The sequence below is a fragment of the Streptomyces sp. NPDC088157 genome, assembly GCF_044741545.1.
Taxonomy (GTDB): domain Bacteria; phylum Actinomycetota; class Actinomycetes; order Streptomycetales; family Streptomycetaceae; genus Streptomyces.
On record NZ_JBIUSU010000001.1, the window covers coordinates 900387 to 920357 of the forward strand.

The window sequence follows — 19971 nt, forward strand, 5'->3', positions numbered from 1 at the left end:
GAGCCAGGAATCCCCCGGTTCGGCCGGGGGAGGGTTCGAAGTGGGTCAAGTCCTCCTGACGGGAGGGCGGTCGGGGCCGCGGCGCGCTGCCGGAGGGGGACAGCGCGCCGACTGCCCGGCAACTTCGGGGAATGTTCTGCGTGTCGCGGGTACCCGACCATCAACACATCCCCGGAATCCAGGGAGTTGTTCGATGGCCGGCTTCGGAAACGGCACGCGCAGGTACCCCCGCTCACGTGGCCGCATGGGGTCACGGACCGGGCCGGATCGCGCGACGCTCGGCATCGTCGGCCTCGTGTGCGCGGTCGCCGGATTCTTCGCATTGGGGATCATCCTCGGTCCCGCGGCGATCGTCTGCGGATGGCTGGCCATGGGCCGCAGTTGGGCGGGCTCCCGCCCGGTACCGGCCCTGGTCGCCGTCGCCCTCGGCGCGATCGACACCCTGCTGGCGATCATCTGGCTGGCGGGAGCGACGGGAACGGGCAACGGGCTGCTCTAGCGGCGGCCTTCGCCCTCCCGTCTACCGGGACCGGTGGTGGGTCGGCACGGGCGGGGCCCCGGGGCGCAGCGCCCCGTCCGGCCCGTCCCGCAGTGCCCCTTCGGACCTGTCCCGCAGGGCCGCCACCTCCGCCCGCAGCGCCCGCACCTCCTCCGTCAGCGCGCGGATCGCCTCCGTCTGGGCCCGCTCCTCGACGTCGTCCTTGTCGAACCGGGCGATGAACCAGGCCGCGATGTTCGCCGTCACGACACCCAGCAGCGCGATCCCGGACAGCATCAGCCCGACGGCGATGATGCGCCCCAGCCCGGTGGTCGGCGCGTGGTCCCCGTACCCCACCGTCGTCATCGTCGTGAACGACCACCACAGCGCGTCACCCAGCGTGCGGATGTTCCCGTCCGGCGACTCCCGCTCCACCGACAGCACGGCGAGCGATCCGAACATCAGCAGCCCGACGACCGCCCCCACCACATAGGTCGTCATCCGGATCTGCGAGGCCATCCGCGCCCGCCGCCCCACCAGCAGCAGCGTCGAGACCAGCCGCAGCAGCTTGAGCTGCTGCGCCAGCGGCAGCAGCACCGCGCACAGGTCCAGCCAGTGGGTGCGGACGAACCGCCGACGGTCGCGCGTCAGCGCCAGACGGACCACGTAGTCCACGGCGAAGGCCCCCCACACCACCCACTCGACCACGGTGCAGGCGGCGGTCAGGGCGTGGTCGGCCGAGGTGTCCACGATCGGGACGGCGTAGGCGACGGCGAACACCACGGCGAGGGCCAGCAACGGCCGTTGAGTCCACAACTCCCACCGGCCCTGCGCCGTCTGTTCTTGCATGCCCGCAATCGTAAAGAACGAGTAAGGGGTGGTGGAGCCACAGCTCCACCACCCCTGAATGCGCCCGGCGCTACGCGTCGCCGCCGGCCGCCCCCGGGTCGGCCGCCGACACGTCCAGCAGCTGGTACCGGTCGATGGCCTGCTTCAGCAGCGAGCGGTCGACCTTGCCCTCCTTCGCGAGCTCGGTCAGCACCCCCACGACGATCGACTGGGCGTCGATGTGGAAGAAGCGGCGAGCCGCTCCCCGGGTGTCCGCGAAGCCGAAGCCGTCCGCGCCCAGCGACTGGTACGTGCCCGGCACCCAGCGGGCGATCTGGTCCGGCACCGACCGCATCCAGTCCGAGACCGCCACGAACGGCCCCTCGGCCCCGGTCAGCTTCCGTGTCACGTACGGCACCCGCTGCTCCTCCTCCGGGTGCAGCAGGTTGTGCCGCTCGACCTCGACGGCTTCGCGCCGCAGCTCGTTCCAGGAGGTCGCCGACCAGACGTCGGCCTTGACGTTCCAGTCCTCGGCGAGGATCTTCTGCGCCTCGACCGCCCAGGGGACGGCCACACCGGACGCCAGGATCTGCGCCGGGATCGACCCCGAGACGCCCTCGCTGAAGCGGTAGACGCCCTTGAGGATGCCCTCGGCGTCCACGTCGTCCGGCTCGGCCGGGTGCTGGATCGGCTCGTTGTAGACGGTCAGGTAGTAGAAGACGTCCTCACCGTGCGGGTGCTCGGCGGAACTGCCGTACATCCTCCGCAGACCGTCCCGCACGATGTGCGCGATCTCGAAACCGAACGCCGGGTCGTAGGCGACACAGCCCGGGTTCGTCGAGGCGAGCAGCTGCGAGTGGCCGTCCGCGTGCTGGAGTCCCTCACCGGTGAGAGTCGTGCGCCCGGCGGTCGCGCCCAGTACGAAACCTCGCGCCAGCTGGTCCGACATCTGCCAGAACTGGTCGCCGGTGCGCTGGAAACCGAACATCGAGTAAAAGACGTAGACCGGGATCAGCGGCTCGCCGTGGGTGGCGTAGGCGGAACCCGCCGCGATCAGGGAGGCCGTACAGCCGGCCTCCGAGATGCCGTCGTGCAGCATCTGCCCGGTCGGCGACTCCTTGTAGGCGAGCAGCAGGTCCCGGTCCACCGCTTCGTACTGCTGACCCAACGGGTTATAGATCTTCGCACTCGGGAAGAAGGAGTCCATGCCGAACGTGCGGTACTCGTCCGGCGCGATCAGTACGAAGCGCTTGCCGAGCTCCTTGTCCCGCATGAGGTCCTTCAGGAGCCGCACAAAGGCCATGGTCGTCGCGATGGACTGCTGACCCGAGCCCTTCTTCACACTCGCGTACGTCTTCTCGTCGGGCAGTGCGAGCGGCTTCGACCGTACGACGCGGGTAGGGACATAACCCCCGAGGCCCTTGCGGCGGTCGTGCATGTACTGGATCTCCTCCGAGTTCCGGCCGGGGTGGAAGTACGGCGGGAGGCCGCCCTCCAGCTCCTTGTCGGAGATCGGCAGGTGCAGCCGGTCGCGGAAGCCCTTGAGGTCGGAGACCGTCAGCTTCTTCATCTGGTGCGTGGCGTTGCGGCCCTCGAAGTTCGGCCCCAGCGTCCAGCCCTTGACCGTCTTGGCGAGGATGACCGTCGGCTGGCCGGTGTGCTCCACGGCCGCCTTGAACGCCGCGTAGATCTTCCGGTGGTCGTGACCGCCGCGGCCCAGGTGCAGGATCTGGTCGTCGGTCATGCCCTCGACCATCGCGCGCAGCCGTTGGTCGTCGCCGAAGAAGTGGTCGCGGATGTACGAGCCGGACTCGGTGGCGTAGGTCTGGAACTGGCCGTCGGGCGTCGTGTTCATCCGGTTGACGAGGGTGCCGTCGCGGTCCTGGGCGAGCAGCGGGTCCCAGGAGCGGTCCCAGATCAGCTTGATCACGTTCCAGCCGGCGCCCCGGAAGACCGACTCCAGCTCCTGGATGACCTTGCCGTTGCCGCGCACCGGGCCGTCGAGGCGCTGGAGGTTGCAGTTGACGACGAAGGTCAGGTTGTCCAGGCCCTCACGGGCGGCGATGGTCAGCTGGCCGAGCGACTCCGGCTCGTCCATCTCGCCGTCGCCGAGGAACGCCCACACATGCGACTTCGACGTGTCGGCGATCCCGCGCGCGTGCATGTAGCGGTTCATCCGCGCCTGGTAGATCGCGCCGATCGGGCCGAGACCCATCGACACGGTCGGGAACTCCCAGAAGTCCGGCATCAGGCGCGGGTGCGGGTACGAGGACAGCCCGTCCGGCGCCTTCGACTTCTCCTGGCGGAACGCGTCCAGGTTCTGCTCGCTCAGCCGGTCGAGCAGGAACGCGCGCGCGTAGATGCCCGGGGAGGCGTGCCCCTGGAAGAAGACCTGGTCGCCGCCGTCGCCCTCGTCCTTGCCGCGGAAGAAGTGGTTGAAGCCGACGTCGTAGAGGGACGCGGAGGAGGCGAAGGTGGCGATGTGGCCCCCCACGCCGATGCCCGGCCGCTGCGCCCTGGAGACCATCACGGCCGCGTTCCAGCGGGTCGCGTTGAGGATCCGGCGCTCGATCTCCTCGTTGCCCGGGAAGAAGGGCTCGGCCCTGGTGGGGATGGTGTTGACGTAGTCCGTGCTGCGCATCTCGGGCACGGCCACGCGCTTCTCGCGGGCCCGTTCGATCAGCCGGAGCATCAGATAGCGGGCCCGCTCCCGGCCGCGCTCGTCGATCGCGGCGTCGAGGGAGTCGAGCCACTCCTGGGTTTCCTCGGGATCGAAGTCAGGAACCTGACTCGGAAGGCCGCCAATGATGATCGGGTTGCGATCGGATCCGGAAGCCACGCTGTTCCTTACCTGTCAGAGGGCTGTGTGGGACTGTTTTTCTCGTGCGCGCCTCGCGGGTGCCTCGCGGGGTTTCTCGCTGACTCTCCAGTGCCTGCACCGCCCCCATCGTGTACCTAGGGGCCGCAAACGTCATCTCTACCCCGAGGTAACCGGCACCCGTTCGAATCTCGTACCCTTGGATGGTTCTCAAATACGCAAACAGGGCAGATAGGTGTGGTGTACGTCACCATCCGTCCGAATCGCGTGCCTGGAGTTGCGTCGACACGGCCAGGATCGTCACCGTTTCGGCGGTCCGAACCGCCGGGTACTTGCGCGATCCGTCCCGCCCGTGTGGACTACGGCCAATGCTTCGCGCACGCGCGTGGCTGAGTTATTCCCGAATCATGATCAGGAGGCAACCCGTGAGCGCGACCGCGGACCACGCGGAGGAGCGGACCAGCCCTGCCGTCAGGCTGGGTTTCCAGCCCGAGCAGGTGGTCCAGGAGATCGGCTACGACGACGACGTCGACCAGGAGCTCCGCGAGTCCATTGAGGAAGTCATCGGCAGCGATCTGGTGGACGAGGACTACGACGACGTCGCCGACGCCGTGGTGCTCTGGTTCCGCGACGATGACGGAGACCTGACGGATGCGCTGGTGGACGCCACCACGTACATCGAAGAAGGCGGGTCGATCCTCCTCCTGACGCCGAAGACCGGCCGGACGGGATACGTGGAGCCGAGCGACATCTCCGAAGCCTCGACGACTGCGGGTCTGTCGGCCAGCAAGAGCGTCAGCGTCGGCAAGGACTGGAGTGGCAGCCGGCTGGTGACGCCCAAGGCCGCGAAGTCCAAGAAGTGACGTCCAGGGAGTGACGTCCGAGAAGTGATGTGAAGCTGTGACGCCGGACGGGCCGGCCCTCGTGGTCGGTCCGTCCGTCGGCCTTCGGCGAACGCTGCGTAGGGTGGTCTCACCCAGACAGCCCCACCGAAGGGACATCCACGCGATGGCGATCCAGGTCGGCGACAAGGCCCCCGACTTCGAGCTCAAGGACAACCACGGCCGGGCCGTGAAGCTCTCCGACTTCCGCGGGAGCAAGAACGTCGTCCTGCTCTTCTACCCCTTCGCCTTCACCGGCGTGTGCACCGGTGAGCTGTGCGAGGTGCGCGACAACCTGCCGAAGTTCGCCGACCGCGACACCCAGGTGCTCGCCGTCTCCAACGACTCCATCCACACCCTGCGCGTCTTCGCCGAGCAGGAGGGCCTGGAGTACCCGCTGCTGAGCGACTTCTGGCCGCACGGCGAGGTCAGCCGCGCCTACGGCGTCTTCGCCGAGGACAAGGGCTGCGCGGTGCGCGGCACCTTCGTCATCGACAAGGAGGGCCTGGTGCGCTGGACGGTCGTCAACGCGCTGCCGGACGCCCGTGACCTCGGTGAGTACGTCGCCGCGCTCGACACCCTGTGATTCTTCGGCTCCAGGGCCTGCGTGGGTCGGGAACCCGTCACTAGGATCGACTCGTTGATCCGATATCCAACGCACTAGGGGCTCCCCGCCCCGGGACACCAATGGAGGACTCGTGGGAGTCAGCCTCAGCAAGGGCGGCAACGTATCGCTGACCAAGGAGGCCCCGGGCCTGACCGCGGTCATCGTCGGTCTGGGGTGGGACGTCCGCACCACGACCGGCACCGACTTCGACCTTGACGCCAGCGCGCTGCTGCTGGACAGCTCCGGCAAGGTCGGCAGCGACGCGAACTTCGTCTTCTTCAACAACCTCAAGAGCCCCGACGGCTCCGTCGAGCACACCGGTGACAACACCACCGGTGAGGGCGAGGGCGACGACGAGGCGATCAAGGTCAACCTCGCCGCGGTCCCGGCCGACATCGAGAAGATCGTCTTCCCGGTGTCGATCTACGACGCGGAGAACCGGCAGCAGTCCTTCGGGCAGGTGCGCAACGCGTTCATCCGCGTCGTGAACCAGGCCGGCGGCGCCGAGATCGCCCGTTACGACCTGAGCGAGGACGCGTCGACCGAGACCGCGATGGTCTTCGGTGAGCTGTACCGGCACGGTGCGGAGTGGAAGTTCCGGGCCATCGGCCAGGGCTACGCGTCGGGCCTGCGCGGTATCGCGCAGGACTTCGGCGTCAACGTCTGAGTCACCCGCAGGGCCCGAGCCACCTGAACGTCTGACCGTCCGGCGCCGCACCGTTTACGGTCGGCGCCGGACGTGCAGGACAACCGAAGAGGCACCACCTGAGCACCACCTAGGGGAGGACCAGCAAACATGGGTGTCACGCTCGCCAAGGGAGGCAACGTCTCCCTGTCCAAGGCCGCGCCGAACCTCACTCAGGTGATGGTCGGACTCGGCTGGGACGCGCGCTCCACCACCGGAGCCCCCTTCGACCTGGACGCCAGCGCGCTGCTGTGCAACAGCGGACGCGTGATGGGGGACGAGTGGTTCGTCTTCTACAACCAGCTCAAGAGCCCGGACGGCTCGGTGGAGCACACCGGTGACAACCTCACCGGAGAGGGCGAGGGCGACGACGAATCGCTGCTGGTGGACCTCTCCAAGGTGCCGCTTCAGTGCGACAAGATCGTCTTTCCGGTCTCCATCCACATGGCCGACGAGCGGGGCCAGACCTTCGGCCAGGTCGCCAACGCCTTCATCCGCGTCGTCAACCAGGCCGACGGCCAGGAACTCGCCCGCTACGACCTGAGCGAGGACGCGAGCACGGAGACCGCGATGATCTTCGGCGAGCTCTACCGGTACCAGGGTGAATGGAAGTTCAGGGCCGTGGGGCAGGGGTACGCGTCGGGACTGCGGGGCATCGCTCTAGACTTCGGAGTCAACGTTTCGTAAAGCCGAGTACGGCGCGGGGGAAACCCGCCCCCAGACTCCGTCTGGGGGGACCCCCAATACACGATTGGGTAGCCAGTGCTTCTGAAAACCTTCGGCTGGTCGTTCGCGATCACCGCGCTCGGCCTGGTCGCAGCGGTCTTCTACGGGGGGTGGGAGGCTCTCGGCATCGTGGCGATCCTCTGCGTCCTGGAAATCTCGCTTTCGTTCGACAACGCGGTGGTCAACGCCGGAATCCTGAAGAAGATGAGTGCCTTCTGGCAGAAGATCTTCCTCACGGTGGGCGTGCTGATCGCCGTCTTCGGCATGCGGCTGGTGTTTCCCGTCGTCATCGTCGCCATCAGCGCGAAAATCGGTCCGATCGACGCGGTCGACCTCGCGCTCAACGACAAGGACAAGTACCAGCAGCTCGTCACCGACGCCCACCCGTCGATCGCCGCCTTCGGTGGCATGTTCCTGCTGATGATCTTCCTGGACTTCATCTTCGAGGACCGGGACATCCAGTGGCTGCGCTGGATCGAGCGCCCGCTCGCCAAGCTCGGCAAGGTCGACATGCTGTCGGTCTGCATCGCGCTGATCGTCCTGCTGATCACCTCCTTCACCTTCGCCACCCACGCCCACCAGCACGGCGGGGCGCACGTCGACAAGGCACAGACGGTCCTGATCTCCGGCATCGCCGGCCTGATCACGTACATGGTCGTCGGCGGCCTCTCCGGCTACTTCGAGGACAAGCTCGAGGAAGAGGAGGAGCGGGAGCACGAGGAGGAGGAAGAGGCCGCGCGCACCGGCAAGCAGCGCCCGGCGGTCGTCCTCGCCGGCCAGGCCGCGTTCTTCATGTTCCTCTACCTCGAGGTCCTGGACGCGTCCTTCTCCTTCGACGGCGTGATCGGCGCCTTCGCCATCACCAACGACATCGTCCTGATGGCCCTCGGCCTCGGCGTCGGCGCCATGTACGTCCGGTCGCTCACCGTGTACCTGGTCCGCCAGGGCACCCTCGACGACTACGTCTACCTCGAGCACGGCGCCCACTACGCGATCGGCGCCCTCGCCGTGCTCCTCATGGTCACCATCCAGTACCAGATCAACGAGGTCATCACCGGCCTCGTCGGCGTGGTCCTGATCGCCTGGTCGTTCTGGTCCTCCGTGCGCCGGAACCAGGCCCTGGCAGCGGCCGAGGGAAAAGCGGCGGCCTCGGACGAGAAGACTGAGGTCTCGTCCGGGGTGTGATCACCTTCCGAGCGAGGAACGCTCTGAGCGGGGCGGCCGGTGAGGACGAGTCCTCCACCGGCCGCCCCGCCGGTTTTCATCAGTGGACGTGGGGGCGGGAATGGGCATCTTCGACGGGCTCCTGGGGAGTCGGGCCGCCGACTTCGACTCGGGCAACGCGGCCACCAACGCGATCGAACTGACCAAGCGGCACCATCAGGTCTCCCTGACCAAGCAGGGCGCCGCGACCGGCAACCTGCGCGTCAACCTGACCTGGCGGATGCGGACGTCCGACATCGGCGGACCGCAGCGGGAGAGTCTGCTGCGGCATCCCTTCAAGGCGCTGCGGCCCCCGGAGGTCGTCGGACACAGCCAGAGCATGGTCAACGTCGACCTCGACCTCGGCTGCCTCTACGAGCTGGCGGACGGGACGAAGGGGGTCGTCCAGCCGCTGGGCGGCCTGCTGGGGGACGTGAACGGGGCGCCGTACGTGAAGCTGAGCGGGGACGACCGGTTCGGGTCGGCGTCCGGCGAGACGATGTACGTGAACCTCGACCACCGGGAGGAGATCAAGCGGCTGCTCGTCTTCGTCTACATCTACGACCAGACGCCGGCGTTCGACCGGACCCACGCGATCGTCACGCTGTACCCGAGCAACGGGCCGCGCATCGAGATAGGCCTCGACGAACGGCATCCGCAGGCCAGGTCCTGCGCGGTGGTGATGATCGAGAACGTGAAGGGCGAACTCATGGTGCGGCGTGAGGTGCGGTTCGTCTACGGGTTCCAGGCCGAGCTGGACCGCCTGTACGGGTGGGGGCTGCAGTGGGGCCGGGGCTACAAGACGAAGGTCGAGAAGTAGCGCCCGCGCCCCCGGCGGATCACCGCCCCACGAACTGCGGGCCCTGCGGCGGCAGCCGGAAGGAGCCGTCCGGGTAGCCGTGGCCGTAGGTCGGAAGGCTGGCCGGGTAGCCGTACGCCGGCTGCTGCGGGACGGTCGACGACGGCTGCTCGGGAGGCAGGGGCTGGGAGAGGCTGGGCGTCCGTGGGGCCTGCGCGGGGGTCGGCTCGGGGGCCGCCGTCTCCTCCGACTCGTCCACCGAGATACCGAAGTCGGTGGCCAGGCCCTTGAGACCGTTGGAGTAGCCCTCGCCCAGGGCGCGGAACTTCCAGCCGTCGCCGCGCCGGTACAGCTCGCCGCAGATCAGGGCCGTCTCCTCACCCGTCTCCGGGCGGATGTCGAAGGTGGCCAAGGGCTCACCGTCGGTCGTCGCGTCGTACAGCGCGATGGTGAGGGAACGTACGCGGTCGAACGTCACCCCGTCCGCCGAAGCGACCAGCAGAATCTGGCCGACGCCGGACTCGACACCGGCGAGATCTGTCTGGATGGTGTCCGTAAGGCCCTCGGCGACGCGCTTCTTGCCGAGCCGCCACACCTTCCCGGACGGATGCCGGGGCTGGTTGTAGAAGACGAAGTCCTCGTCGGAGCGCACACGGCCGTCGAGGCCCAGGAGCAGCGCCGAGGCATCGACGTCCGGGACCCCCTGCCCGGGGGTCCAGCGCAGCACGGCGCGCACCGTGGTGGCTTTCAGCGGGACGTTCGACCCCTTCAGCATCGCGTGCGTCATGCGGTCATCCTGCCTTCTCGGGCCTGCTCACGACAACGCGGGGTACTCGGGAACCCTCACCGGTGAGTTACCTGAAATTCATGCCGGGTGGGAACCTCTGACATGGATCCCTACGTACTATTACCGGCCACCTCATGCCGAATCCACAGACTTACCTTGCACCACGGGGGAGATTTATGCGTCATTTCGGGCACCTCGCCCCTGAGGTGCGGCAGCGCCTCTTCTACCGGGAGCCGTGCGTCTTCGACACGGACTCCCCGGCCAGGCTGCTCTCCGCGGCCCTGGGCGCCACGCTGTACAGCCCGGCCACGCGGCCCCGGCTGGCGGACGACATCGTCAAACAGAGCGGGCGCGGCGTGGTGTCGATGGTGCTGTGCCTGGAGGACTCCATCGGCGACGAGGACGTCGAGGCCGGTGAGGAGAACCTGGTCCGGCAGTTCGCCGACCTGGCGGGGCGCAGGGACGCGGGGGGACTGGAGCCACCGCTGCTCTTCATCCGGGTGCGCACTCCCGAGCAGATCCCCGACCTGGTCCGGCGTCTCGGGCCCACCGCGGAGCTGCTCAGCGGGTTCGTGTTCCCGAAGTTCACCGAGGAGCGGGGCATCCCCTTCCTGGAGGCGCTGGCGGGCGCCGAGACGGCGAGCGGACGGCGGCTGTTCGGCATGCCCGTCCTGGAGACGCCCGAGCTGATGTACCGCGAGTCGCGGGTGGACGCGCTGGAGGGCATCGCCCGCGCCGTCGAGAAGTACCGCAGCAGGGTCCTCGCACTGCGCCTCGGCGTGACCGATTTCTGTTCCTCGTACGGGCTGCGCAGAGCGCCCGACATGACCGCCTACGACGTCCAGATCGTCGCCTCCGTGATCGCCGACGTGGTGAACATGCTGGGCCGGGCCGACGGCACCGGGTTCACGGTGACGGGGCCGGTCTGGGAGTACTTCCGGGTGCCCGAGCGCATGTTCAAGCCGATGTTGCGGCACAGTCCCTTCCTGGAGGGGCAGGCCGTCGAGCTCCGCGAGAAACTGATCGAGCACGCGATGGACGGGCTGCTGCGCGAGATCTCCCTGGACCACGCCAACGGCCTGCTCGGCAAGACCTGTATCCACCCCTCCCACGTGCCGGCGGTTCACGCGCTGTCCGTCGTCAGTCACGAGGAGTACAGCGACGCGGCGGACATCCTGCGGCCGGAACGCGGCGGTGGGGGTGTGCTGCGGTCGCAGTACACGAACAAGATGAACGAGGTGAAGCCGCACCGCGCCTGGGCCGAGCGCACCACGCTCCGCGCCGAGGTCTTCGGCGTCGCGCACGAGGACGTCAGCTTCGTCGACCTGCTCGCCGCCGGCATACCCGGCTGAAGAACCACCTCACTCACAAGGGACGCATGAACAACGCAGTGAACAACGGGGACGACGGCATATGGTCCGGGACCTGGGTCGCCGAGCGGCTCGGCCTCGAGCTCGTGGGCGACGGCACGCTGACGGGCCTGCTGGGGCTGGCCCTGCGCCGCAACCCCAAGCGCGCGCATCTGCTGGTCTCCAACGTGCTGGGCAAGCACGTCCCGCAGTCTCCCTCCGTGGTGCACGGTCACGGGTTCGCCCTCGGTCGCCGGGTGCGTGAGCTCCTCGGCCCCGAGGAGGCGGCCGAGGCGGTCGTCCTCGGCTACGCGGAGACCGCCACCGGCCTCGGCCACTCGGTCGCCGACGGCATCGGCACCGTCCCCTATCTGCACTCCACCCGCCGCCCGGTCGCCGGGGTCGCGCAGGCGGGCGGCTTCGAGGAGTCCCACTCGCACGCGACCTCGCACCTGCTGCTGCCGGAGGACCCGGCGCTGCTGGTCGGGAGCGGGCCGCTGGTACTGGTCGACGACGAGTTCTCGACCGGCAACACGGTGCTGAACACCGTCCGGACCCTGCACGAGCGCTATCCGAGGCGGCGCTATGTCGTCGTCGCCCTCGTCGACATGCGCTCGGCGGCCGACGCGGGCCGCCTGGACGACTTCGCCCGCGAGATCGGCGCCCGCGTCGACCTGATCACCACCGCCTCCGGCACGGTACGGCTCCCCGAGGGGGTGCTGGAGAAGGGCCAGGAGCTGGTGGCGCGGTACGAGGCCGAGGGCGCCCCGAGCGGTGACCGGTCGTCCGCCGCGCCGTCGGGGCCGGCCGCGCGGTTCCCCGCGCCCCCAGAGCGGGACGGTGACGCCGAAGCCGGCCCGGGGGGCGAACCCACAGGGGCGCGGGGAACCGCGCGACAAGCGCCCCACGACCCGCACCCGGAGGACGACCGCACGCGGCAGACGCGGCCCCACGGCCACATGGCCCGCGTGGACCTGTTCTGGCCCCGAGGTCTCCCCGACGGCGGCCGGCACGGGTTCACGCCGAGACACCGGGACCGGCTGGAGGGCGCGCTGCCCGCCATGACGGCCCGCCTCGCGGAGGCGATACCCGCGGACGCGCGGAGCGTCCTCGTGCTCGGCTTCGAGGAGCTGATGTACGCCCCGCTCCGGCTCGCCCGTGAGCTGGAGCAGGTCGTCGCCGCCGAGGTGCGCTACTCGACCACCACCCGCTCGCCCGTCCTCGCGGTCGACGACCCCGGCTACGCGATACGCAGCCGAATCGTTTTCCCCGCGCACGACGACCCGGCGGACGGCCCGGGCGAGCGCTATGCCTATAACGTCGCGGGCGGTGGCTTCGACGCCGTCGTCGCCGTCGTGGACTCCGTGGCCGACACCCGGGAACTGCACGCCCCCGACGGCCTCCTGTCCCAGCTCGCCGCGCACACCCCGCACGTCGTCCTCGCGGTCGTGCCGTCGTACGTCCCCGAGCCGCTGTACGCAGCCGCCTTGTCGGAAGAGAGACCCTCCATGCTGCCCGAGCCCCTTCGCGGCCCCGCCTTCTCCTCGTATCCACCGGAAGAGGTCGGCTGGCTGCTCCAGGATCTCTCGGACGTGACGCTGGAGGCACCGACGGAGGAGCGCGAGGAGGCCATCCAGAGCGGTGGCGCGCACTACGCCGAGTCGCTGCCCGTCGAGTACCAGCCCAGCGAGCAGTACCAGGAACTGTTCCACGCGGCGCTCGAGACCTCCGCGGCCCGCCTGGCGCAGGCCGTGGGCGTCGTCACGGAGACCGTGATCGCCGAGCGCTCCCCGCGGCCCGTCCTCGTCTCGCTCGCCCGGGCCGGCACCCCCGTCGGTGTGCTGATGCGCCGCTGGGCGCAGTTCCGGCACGGCCTCGACCTGCCGCACTACGCCGTGTCGATCGTGCGCGGCCGGGGCATCGACGCCAACGCGCTGCGCTGGCTGGCCGCCCACCACGACCCGCGTGACGTCGTCTTCGTCGACGGCTGGACCGGCAAGGGCGCGATCACCAGGGAGCTGGCCGCGGCGATCGAGGAGTTCGAGGCGGGCGGCGGCGCGGCCGGCTTCGACGCGGAGATCGCGGTGCTGGCCGACCCGGGTTCGTGCGTGCGGACGTACGGCACCCGCGACGACTTCCTGATCCCGTCCGCCTGCCTGAACTCGACCGTCTCGGGGCTCATCTCGCGGACCGTGCTGCGGGCCGACCTGGTCGGGCCGGACGACTTCCACGGCGCCAAGTTCTACCGCGAGCTCGCCGGCACGGACGTCTCGGTGGCCTTCCTGGACGCCGTCGCCGCCCGCTTCCCCGAGGTCGCGGACGCCGTCGGCGGCGCGGTGAAGGAGCTGCTCGCCAGCGACCGTACGCCGAGCTGGGAGGGCTGGGCGGCCGTCGAGCGGATCAGCGAGGAGTACGGCATCCACGATGTGAACCTGGTCAAGCCCGGGGTCGGCGAGACCACCCGGGTGCTGCTGCGCCGGGTGCCGTGGAAGATCCTGGCGCGGGCCGGCGCCGGCGCCGACCTGGACCACGTACGGCTGCTCGCCGGGCAGCGAGGGGTGCCCGTCGAGGAGGTCGGCGACCTGCCGTACACCTGTGTGGGGCTGATCCACCCGCAGTTCACCCGGGGCGCGACCGGTGCCGACGGCAAGGCGGTGACGGTCTGATGCCGGTTCTGGTGGCGAGCGATCTCGACCGTACGCTCATCTACTCGGCGGCCGCCCTGGCGCTGACCATGCCGGACGCGCGGGCGCCGCGGCTGCTGTGCGTGGAGGTGCACGAGGCGAGGCCGCTGTCGTTCATGACGGAGACGTCGGCCCAGCTGCTGAGCGACCTCGGCGACCGGGCGGTGTTCGTGCCGACGACCACCCGGACCCGCAAGCAGTACCAGCGCATCAACCTGCCGGGCCCGGCGCCGAAGTACGCGATCTGCGCGAACGGCGGCCATCTGCTGGTCGACGGGGCGACCGACCAGGACTGGCACGCGAGCGTGCTGGCCCGGCTGGCCGACGAGTGCGCGCCGCTCGCGGAGGTGCAGGAGTACCTGGCGAAGACGGCGGACCCGTTCTGGCTGCGCAAGCAGCGGGTGGCCGAGGACCTGTTCGCCTACCTCGTCGTGGAGCGCGAGCTGCTGCCCGAGGAGTGGGTGAAGGAGCTCGCGGCCTGGGCGGAGAACCTTGGCTGGACCGTGTCGCTCCAGGGCCGCAAGATCTACGCCGTGCCGAAGCCGCTGACCAAGAGCGCGGCCGTGCGCGAGGTGGCCCGCCGCACCGGCGCCGAGCTGACGCTGGCGGCGGGCGACTCGCTGCTCGACGCGGACCTGCTGCTGGTCGCCGACCGGGGCTGGCGCCCCGGCCACGGTGAGCTGGCCGAGACCGCCTGGACGGCCCCGGAGATCACCGCGCTGCCCGAGCGGGGCGTGCTGGCCGGGGAGCGCATCCTGCGGGAGTTCCTGAAGAACTCCTGAGAAGTCGCCGTGGCGGCCGTCAGCCGCAGCAGCCGCCGCCGCAGCATCCGCCGCCCCCGCCGCCCGCCTTGGGCGCGGGGGCGGACTTCGTGCCGCCCACGGCCACGGTTGAGAGAAGCTTCACTGTGTCGTCGTGGCCTGCGGGGCAGTCGGCCGGGTCGGCGGACCGCGCCATCGGGCGGCTCAGTTCGAAGGTGTCGCCGCAGGTCCGGCAGCGGTACTCGTAGCGAGGCATGGCGCCAGAGTAAGCCCCTATGCTCGGGCATGGTGTCAGCAGTTTCGCCTCTGTTCGCTTCTGTCGATTTCTTATGTGGAGAATTTGCGAAGGGCGCTGGTAATTTGAGAGCGCCGTGTTGAACCCCAAGGTCGGGAGGGTTCAAGGTTTGCGGCCGCGTCAACGGCAACCATGTCAGGCCCTCGTAAGTCTGTACGTCTGCCTGCGAGCAATACGGAGTGCGGAGGGAGACGCGTCGTGACCCAGGCGGGGCAGGGGGAGGAGCCCCAGGAGCCGGATGCCACCATGCAGTTGAAGGTCCCTGCCTCTTTCCAGGCGGACGAGACCATGCAACTGCGGGTATCGGACATACCGGTGTTGCCGGATATGCCCGAGGATGAGGAAAAGGGTAGAGAAAGACCGCGTTCGTCGAAAAACCCGCGAAAAGCACCTACTCCTTCCCTTTTTGTCAAGATTTCTTCGGTTCTCGGCCCGCGGCTCGCCCCGGTCCTCGCCTCGCTGGCTCCATATGTGGCTCGTGTCACGCCCTACGCCCGCAAGCTGCGCCCGCAGTACCCGCGCCCGGGCCGTACCGACTGGCGGCGCTGGATACCCTCCTGGCGGCAGTGCCTCGGCGGTGTCCTCTCGTCCATAGGACTGAGCGGCATGCTCCTGGTCGTCGCGTACGCGGCCACCGACGTCCCGGACAACATCAACTCGTACGCCACCCAGCAGGACAACGTGTACTTCTGGGCCGACGGGACGCCGATGGCCCGCACCGGCTGGGTGCAGCGGCAGGCGATGCCGCTGAAGGACATCCCGGAGGACGTCCGCTGGGCGGTGCTGGCCGCCGAGAACGCGAGCTTCTACAGCGACCCCGGCATCTCCTTCAAGGGCATCAGCCGCGCCCTGTTCCGCACGATCGGCCAGGGAGACACCCAGGGCGGCTCCACGATCACCCAGCAGTACGTCAAGAACGTCTACCTGAACCAGAACCAGACGGTGAGCCGCAAGTTCACCGAGGCCATGATCTCCCTCAAGCTCGACAACCAGATGAGCAAGGACGACATCCTCGAGGGCTACCTCAACACCAGCTGGTTCGGCCGCGGCACCTACGGCATCCAGCGCGCCGCCCAGGCCTACTACGGCAAGGACGTCGGCGAGCTCAACGCCAGCGAGGCGGCCTTCCTCGCCTCCCTCCTCAAGGGCGCCGGCCTCTACGACCCGACCCTGAGCCAGGCCAACCGCGCCCGGGCCGTGGAGCGCTGGTCCTGGACCCTGGACCGGATGGTCGACATCGGCAAACTGTCCAAGGCCGAGCGCGCCGAGTACACGAAGTTCCCCGAGCCGCTCAAGTCCAACCCGCTGTACGACACCGGTGAGCAGAGCGACTACCTGGTGGAGCTCGCCTCCCAGTACGCCAAGAAGGCCGGGAACATCTCCGACAAGGACTTCGACCTGGGCGGCTACCAGATCTACACGACCTTCGACAAGAAGCGTGAGGCCCAGCTCACCGACGCCGTCACCAAGGCCCGCAAGAAGGCCCTGAAGGACGATCCGAAGGGCGCGAAGACCGCGCACTACGGCGCCTCCTCGGTGGCCTCCGACGGGCGGATCCTCGCCGTCTACGGCGGTCCCGACCACCGTACGCAGGGCTACAACGAGTCCAACGCCACCACCGTGCCCGCAGGCTCGGCCTTCCAGCCCTTCGTGTACGCGGCCGGCCTGGAGCACGGCATCCACAAGACCCGCGACGGGGACACCGAAACGGTCACCGGGGAGACGCTCTACGACGGCGACAACCTGGTGCCGGTGACGACCCCCGAGGGCCCGTACTGGGACCGCAGCGGCAACAAGGCGGCCGCCAAGAACGACGGAGGCAGGTCCTACGGGCAGATCTCCCTGCACCGGGCCCTGGAACTGTCGGTGAACACGCCGTTCATGCAGCTCGGGATGGACGCCGGACTGGACATGGTGCGCCTCACCGCCGAGAAGTCCGGGCTGCTGTCCTCCAGCTTCGGCGCGCAGGTGCCCGCGCTGTCCACGGGCAGCTCCACCCCCAGCGCGATCCGCATGGCGAGCGGCTACTCCACCTTCGCCGCGGGCGGCAAGCACACGGAGCCCTACTCGGTGCGCCTGATCACCAGGAACGGCACCAAGGTCGTCCTGGACACCCCGGACGCGAGCCGGGCCTTCGGCGCCGACGTGGCCGAGGAGGTCAACTCCGCGCTCGCGGACTCCTTCAGCACCGCCCACCCGGACGACGTACCCGCCTCGCAGCGGGAGGCCGCCCGGGCCGGATCGCTCGGCCGGGTGGCCGGGAAGGCCGGCACCACCCAGGACGACACCGCCGCCTGGTACGTCGGCACGGCCAAGGCCGTGTCCACGGCCGTCGTCGTCTACCGCATCGACCTCACCAAGAGCCTCGAACCGCTTCCCCTGAAGGGCATCGCCGGCACGACCGACGACAGCGTCCCGTACGGCATCTGGTCAGGTGCCATGCGCCCGCTCGGCTGACCACCGAAACCGGGCACCCGCCTCCCCAGAATCCGGAGAAAGATCCGCACATGAAGTCACCGTCGGGCCGCCGCCGCAAGGCCCCGGCAACAACGCGCCGCCCCGCCGCCACGCACCCGGGGTTCCTGACGCTCGCGGCGCTCCTCGTCGTCGCGTCCCTGGTGGCGGGCTACCTGGTGCTCAACCGCACCGCCAACACCCAGCCGACCGCTTCCTCGGGGGACAGCAAGAAGGCGTCGGCCACCAAGGAGCCGAAGTGGGACGGCAAGACCCACGTGCTGGGGGACGGCTCCACCTCGTACACCGGGCCGCAGACGGGGCAGTTGAAGCCGGTCCCGCTCAAGCCCGGCGAGAAGCCGCCCCAGTTCGTGGTCTTCTCCTGGGACGGCGCGCTGCAGGGCGACGACAGGCTCTTCGAGCACTACCGGGAGCTGGGCGAGAAGTACAACGCCAACATGACCTTCTTCCTCACGGGCATCTACCTGCTGCCCAAGAGCAAGAAGGACCTGTACTCCCCGCCGCAGCACCCCGTGGGGTCGGCGGCGATCAGCTTCCCCACCGACGAGCACATCCGCACCACGCTGGAGCAGCTCGGAGAGGCGTGGAAGGAGGGCAACGAGATCGGCACCCACTTCAACGGCCACTTCTGCGGAGCCAAGGGCGGCGGCTTCTGGAGCGTCGACGAGTGGAAGAGCGAGATAGACCAGTTCTACAAGTTCGTGGAGAACTGGAAGACCAACACCGGCTACAAGGACATCCCGGCGCTGCCCTTCGACTTCAAGAAGGAGGTCACCGGCGGCCGGGCGCCCTGCCTGGAGGGCCAGGCGAACCTGCTGAAGGCCGCCAAGAGCTACGGCTGGCGCTACGACGCCAGCTCCACCGGTGACTTCCAGATCTGGCCGGCGAAGAAGAACGGCCTGTGGGACTTCCCGCTCGAGCTGCTCCCGTACGACGGCGGCAAGTACCAGGGCCTGTCGATGGACTTCAACTTCCTGGCCAACCAGTCCGACGGCCAGGCCGACGGCGACCCCGCCAAGTACTCCGAGTGGCAGCAGGAGACCCTCGACGCCTACATGGCCGGCTTCAACCGCGTGTACTACGGCAGCCGGGCCCCCCTGTTCATCGGCAACCACTTCGAGGAGTGGAACGGCGGCATCTACATGAAGGCCGTCGACCAGGTCATCGCGAACGTGTGCACCAAGAAGGACGTCAAGTGCGTGTCCTTCAAGGAGCTGGCCGACTGGATGGACGTGCAGACGCCCGCGACGCTGAACCAGCTGCGCGCCCTGGACCCGGCACAGAATCCGGACTGGGCGACCGTCGTGAAGTAGTAACCAAACCTCAACCGTAACCCTCTTCACACGAGCTGCACATGACATGCAAAGATGCCTCTCCCGGCATCCCTCCGCCGGGGCAAGAGGGGAAACATCAGTGAAGTCAAGGAAATTGAGCGCGACGCGCCGCCGAGTCGCGATACTCGGGGCAGCCGCCACCTCGGTCGTCGCCGGAGTGGCTCTGCTGCCCAACTGGTCCGCCGGAGCCGCGGTCGTCGACGACCCCACGGTGGACTCAGGCACCAAGGCCACCTTCCAGCGGCTCGCGGACGCGGTCTTCACCGACCGCACCGACGCGCTGGTCACCGGCAAGCAGGGCGACCGGACGAAGCCGCTGACCGACGGCTTCTCCGGCGACGTCAAGCTGTCCTCCGGCACGGCCCGCACCGAGGACACCACCCTGTCCTCCCTGGGCGAGCGCAAGGACAAGCTGGCGAAGGCCGGCGAGAAGTACAGCAGGGCCACCACCACCGTCACCCTCAACGCCACGCGCGTGACGGGCCGCACCGCCAAGGCCGACGTCACCGAGACCACGACGCTGACCTACGCGCAGGCCCGCGGTGACGCGCCGAAGACCACCGGTTTCCAGGCCAAGCACGAGCTGACGTTCAAGGCCGACCGGCAGGGCAACTGGCAGCTCACCACGATCCAGGACACCGACCAGGGTGGCCTCGCGGTGAACACGCTCTCCAAGCCGACGCCGTCCGTGAAGGTGACCACCGCGGACGACACGATGCCGAACGCGCCGCGCGCCGCGACCACCCGCAACCCGGCCGCCGTCCCGAAGACCGGCACCGCCTACGACTACAAGGCGATGGCGACCTACGCCGAGAAGTACTGGAACGTCTACAACAAGGACTACCCGGACTACAACGGCCACGGGGCAGGCGGCGACTGCACCAACTTCGTCAGCCAGTCCCTGAAGGCCGGCGGCTGGAAGCACGTCCCGGGCTACGTGTACGACTACACCAAGTGGTTCGGCAACGCCGACATCCAGTCGGACTCGTTCGTCGGCGTCAACGAATGGTCCTGGTTCGCCCAGAACTCCAAGCGGACCACCCCGCTCGCCAACGTCTACCAGCTCGAGGTCGGCGACGTCCTCCAGATGGACTTCGACCGGGACGGGTCCAAGGACCACACGATGATCGTCACGGCCAAGAGCAACGGCGTGCCGTACGTGACGTACCACTCGAACAACACCCTGCGCCGGTCGGTGGCGAGCCTCGTCTCGTCGTACCCGACCGCGTACTTCTACGCCTACCGCACCTGACCGGTCCGG

Annotated in this window: 17 protein-coding genes; 13 read left to right on the forward strand and 4 right to left on the reverse strand. The window is 68.9% G+C overall.

Going from position 1 to position 19971, the window contains the following annotated elements; genetic code table 11:
- Positions 1 to 193 precede the first annotated feature (193 nt).
- Positions 194 to 499, forward strand: coding sequence for a small hydrophobic protein (locus tag ACIPFH_RS03775; RefSeq protein WP_307163084.1), 306 nt, complete (start codon positions 194 to 196; stop codon positions 497 to 499).
- Between the two features lie 21 nt (positions 500 to 520).
- On the opposite strand, the gene ACIPFH_RS03780 is transcribed toward ACIPFH_RS03775, so the two are convergent.
- Entirely contained in the window at positions 521 to 1327 is an 807-nt protein-coding gene (locus ACIPFH_RS03780; protein WP_401822734.1) for a potassium channel family protein, read from the reverse strand.
- 70 nt (positions 1328 to 1397) lie between these two features.
- Entirely contained in the window at positions 1398 to 4145 is a 2748-nt protein-coding gene (gene aceE, locus ACIPFH_RS03785; RefSeq protein WP_401822735.1) for a pyruvate dehydrogenase (acetyl-transferring), homodimeric type, read from the reverse strand.
- 404 nt (positions 4146 to 4549) lie between these two features.
- Here aceE and ACIPFH_RS03790 point away from each other — a divergent pair, with 404 nt between their 5' ends.
- The 6 genes from ACIPFH_RS03790 to ACIPFH_RS03815 all read left to right on the forward strand — a co-directional run bounded on the left by ACIPFH_RS03790 (position 4550) and on the right by ACIPFH_RS03815 (position 9046).
- Entirely contained in the window at positions 4550 to 4987 is a 438-nt protein-coding gene (locus ACIPFH_RS03790; protein WP_020126915.1) for a DUF3052 domain-containing protein, read from the forward strand.
- A gap of 145 nt (positions 4988 to 5132) precedes the next feature.
- Positions 5133 to 5591: a peroxiredoxin gene (locus ACIPFH_RS03795; RefSeq protein WP_020126914.1), complete on the forward strand. Its 459-nt coding sequence runs from the start codon at positions 5133 to 5135 to the stop codon at positions 5589 to 5591.
- 112 nt (positions 5592 to 5703) lie between these two features.
- Positions 5704 to 6279 carry a calcium homeostasis/redox stress adaptation protein gene (locus ACIPFH_RS03800; RefSeq protein ID WP_189917323.1) on the forward strand — a complete coding sequence of 192 codons (576 nt, stop codon included), beginning with the start codon at positions 5704 to 5706 and terminating at the stop codon, positions 6277 to 6279.
- Positions 6280 to 6408: 129 nt separating this feature from the next.
- A complete protein-coding gene (locus ACIPFH_RS03805) occupies positions 6409 to 6984 on the forward strand; it encodes a TerD family protein (protein WP_328482170.1) in 576 nt (191 codons plus the stop codon).
- 75 nt (positions 6985 to 7059) lie between these two features.
- The gene (locus tag ACIPFH_RS03810; protein ID WP_401822737.1) at positions 7060 to 8208 is read left to right on the forward strand and encodes a DUF475 domain-containing protein; all 1149 of its coding nucleotides are present in this window, start codon (positions 7060 to 7062) and stop codon (positions 8206 to 8208) included.
- A gap of 100 nt (positions 8209 to 8308) precedes the next feature.
- Positions 8309 to 9046, forward strand: a complete 738-nt coding sequence (locus ACIPFH_RS03815; protein WP_401822740.1) for a Tellurium resistance — start codon at positions 8309 to 8311, stop codon at positions 9044 to 9046.
- 19 nt (positions 9047 to 9065) lie between these two features.
- Here ACIPFH_RS03815 and ACIPFH_RS03820 read toward each other — a convergent pair whose 3' ends face one another.
- Positions 9066 to 9812 (reverse strand): TerD family protein, encoded by a 747-nt coding sequence (locus ACIPFH_RS03820; RefSeq protein WP_401822743.1) that lies wholly within the window; start codon positions 9810 to 9812, stop codon positions 9066 to 9068.
- A gap of 176 nt (positions 9813 to 9988) precedes the next feature.
- Between ACIPFH_RS03820 and ACIPFH_RS03825 the strand changes: the two genes are divergently transcribed.
- The 3 genes from ACIPFH_RS03825 to ACIPFH_RS03835 are packed head-to-tail and all read left to right on the forward strand — an operon-like array spanning position 9989 to position 14627.
- Positions 9989 to 11164, forward strand: a complete 1176-nt coding sequence (locus ACIPFH_RS03825) for an HpcH/HpaI aldolase/citrate lyase family protein (protein WP_401822746.1) — start codon at positions 9989 to 9991, stop codon at positions 11162 to 11164.
- 26 nt (positions 11165 to 11190) lie between these two features.
- Positions 11191 to 13827: a phosphoribosyltransferase domain-containing protein gene (locus tag ACIPFH_RS03830; protein WP_401822747.1), complete on the forward strand. Its 2637-nt coding sequence runs from the start codon at positions 11191 to 11193 to the stop codon at positions 13825 to 13827.
- On the forward strand, positions 13827 to 14627 hold the full coding sequence (locus tag ACIPFH_RS03835) for an HAD family hydrolase (RefSeq protein ID WP_359122559.1): 801 nt from the start codon (positions 13827 to 13829) through the stop codon (positions 14625 to 14627). Before ACIPFH_RS03830 ends, ACIPFH_RS03835 begins: the two co-directional genes overlap by 1 nt.
- 19 nt (positions 14628 to 14646) lie before the next feature.
- Here the strand turns inward: ACIPFH_RS03835 and ACIPFH_RS03840 are convergent, their stop codons facing one another.
- A complete protein-coding gene (locus ACIPFH_RS03840; protein ID WP_328482177.1) occupies positions 14647 to 14862 on the reverse strand; it encodes a zinc ribbon domain-containing protein in 216 nt (71 codons plus the stop codon).
- Positions 14863 to 15099: 237 nt separating this feature from the next.
- Between ACIPFH_RS03840 and ACIPFH_RS03845 the strand changes: the two genes are divergently transcribed.
- The 3 genes from ACIPFH_RS03845 to ACIPFH_RS03855 all read left to right on the forward strand — a co-directional run bounded on the left by ACIPFH_RS03845 (position 15100) and on the right by ACIPFH_RS03855 (position 19962).
- Positions 15100 to 17358, forward strand: coding sequence for a transglycosylase domain-containing protein (locus ACIPFH_RS03845; RefSeq protein WP_401822750.1), 2259 nt, complete (start codon positions 15100 to 15102; stop codon positions 17356 to 17358).
- Positions 17359 to 17408: 50 nt separating this feature from the next.
- Positions 17409 to 18689, forward strand: coding sequence for a hypothetical protein (locus tag ACIPFH_RS03850; RefSeq protein ID WP_401822753.1), 1281 nt, complete (start codon positions 17409 to 17411; stop codon positions 18687 to 18689).
- Positions 18690 to 18789: 100 nt separating this feature from the next.
- Positions 18790 to 19962 carry an amidase domain-containing protein gene (locus ACIPFH_RS03855; protein ID WP_401822754.1) on the forward strand — a complete coding sequence of 391 codons (1173 nt, stop codon included), beginning with the start codon at positions 18790 to 18792 and terminating at the stop codon, positions 19960 to 19962.
- Positions 19963 to 19971: the final 9 nt, after the last annotated feature.

Excerpts from the sequence above, each read along its gene's own strand:
- ACIPFH_RS03835 (WP_359122559.1), top strand. The coding sequence starts at position 13,827 with ATGCCGGTTCTGGTGGCGAGCGATCTCGACCGTACGCTCATCTACTCG.
- ACIPFH_RS03850 (WP_401822753.1), top strand. The coding sequence starts at position 17,409 with ATGAAGTCACCGTCGGGCCGCCGCCGCAAGGCCCCGGCAACAACGCGC.
- ACIPFH_RS03825 (WP_401822746.1), top strand. The coding sequence starts at position 9,989 with ATGCGTCATTTCGGGCACCTCGCCCCTGAGGTGCGGCAGCGCCTCTTC.
- ACIPFH_RS03840 (WP_328482177.1), bottom strand. The coding sequence starts at position 14,862 with ATGCCTCGCTACGAGTACCGCTGCCGGACCTGCGGCGACACCTTCGAA.
- ACIPFH_RS03780 (WP_401822734.1), bottom strand. The coding sequence starts at position 1,327 with ATGCAAGAACAGACGGCGCAGGGCCGGTGGGAGTTGTGGACTCAACGG.
- ACIPFH_RS03830 (WP_401822747.1), top strand. The coding sequence starts at position 11,191 with ATGAACAACGCAGTGAACAACGGGGACGACGGCATATGGTCCGGGACC.
- ACIPFH_RS03820 (WP_401822743.1), bottom strand. The coding sequence starts at position 9,812 with ATGACGCACGCGATGCTGAAGGGGTCGAACGTCCCGCTGAAAGCCACC.
- ACIPFH_RS03795 (WP_020126914.1), top strand. The coding sequence starts at position 5,133 with ATGGCGATCCAGGTCGGCGACAAGGCCCCCGACTTCGAGCTCAAGGAC.
- ACIPFH_RS03815 (WP_401822740.1), top strand. The coding sequence starts at position 8,309 with ATGGGCATCTTCGACGGGCTCCTGGGGAGTCGGGCCGCCGACTTCGAC.
- ACIPFH_RS03805 (WP_328482170.1), top strand. The coding sequence starts at position 6,409 with ATGGGTGTCACGCTCGCCAAGGGAGGCAACGTCTCCCTGTCCAAGGCC.
- ACIPFH_RS03775 (WP_307163084.1), top strand. The coding sequence starts at position 194 with ATGGCCGGCTTCGGAAACGGCACGCGCAGGTACCCCCGCTCACGTGGC.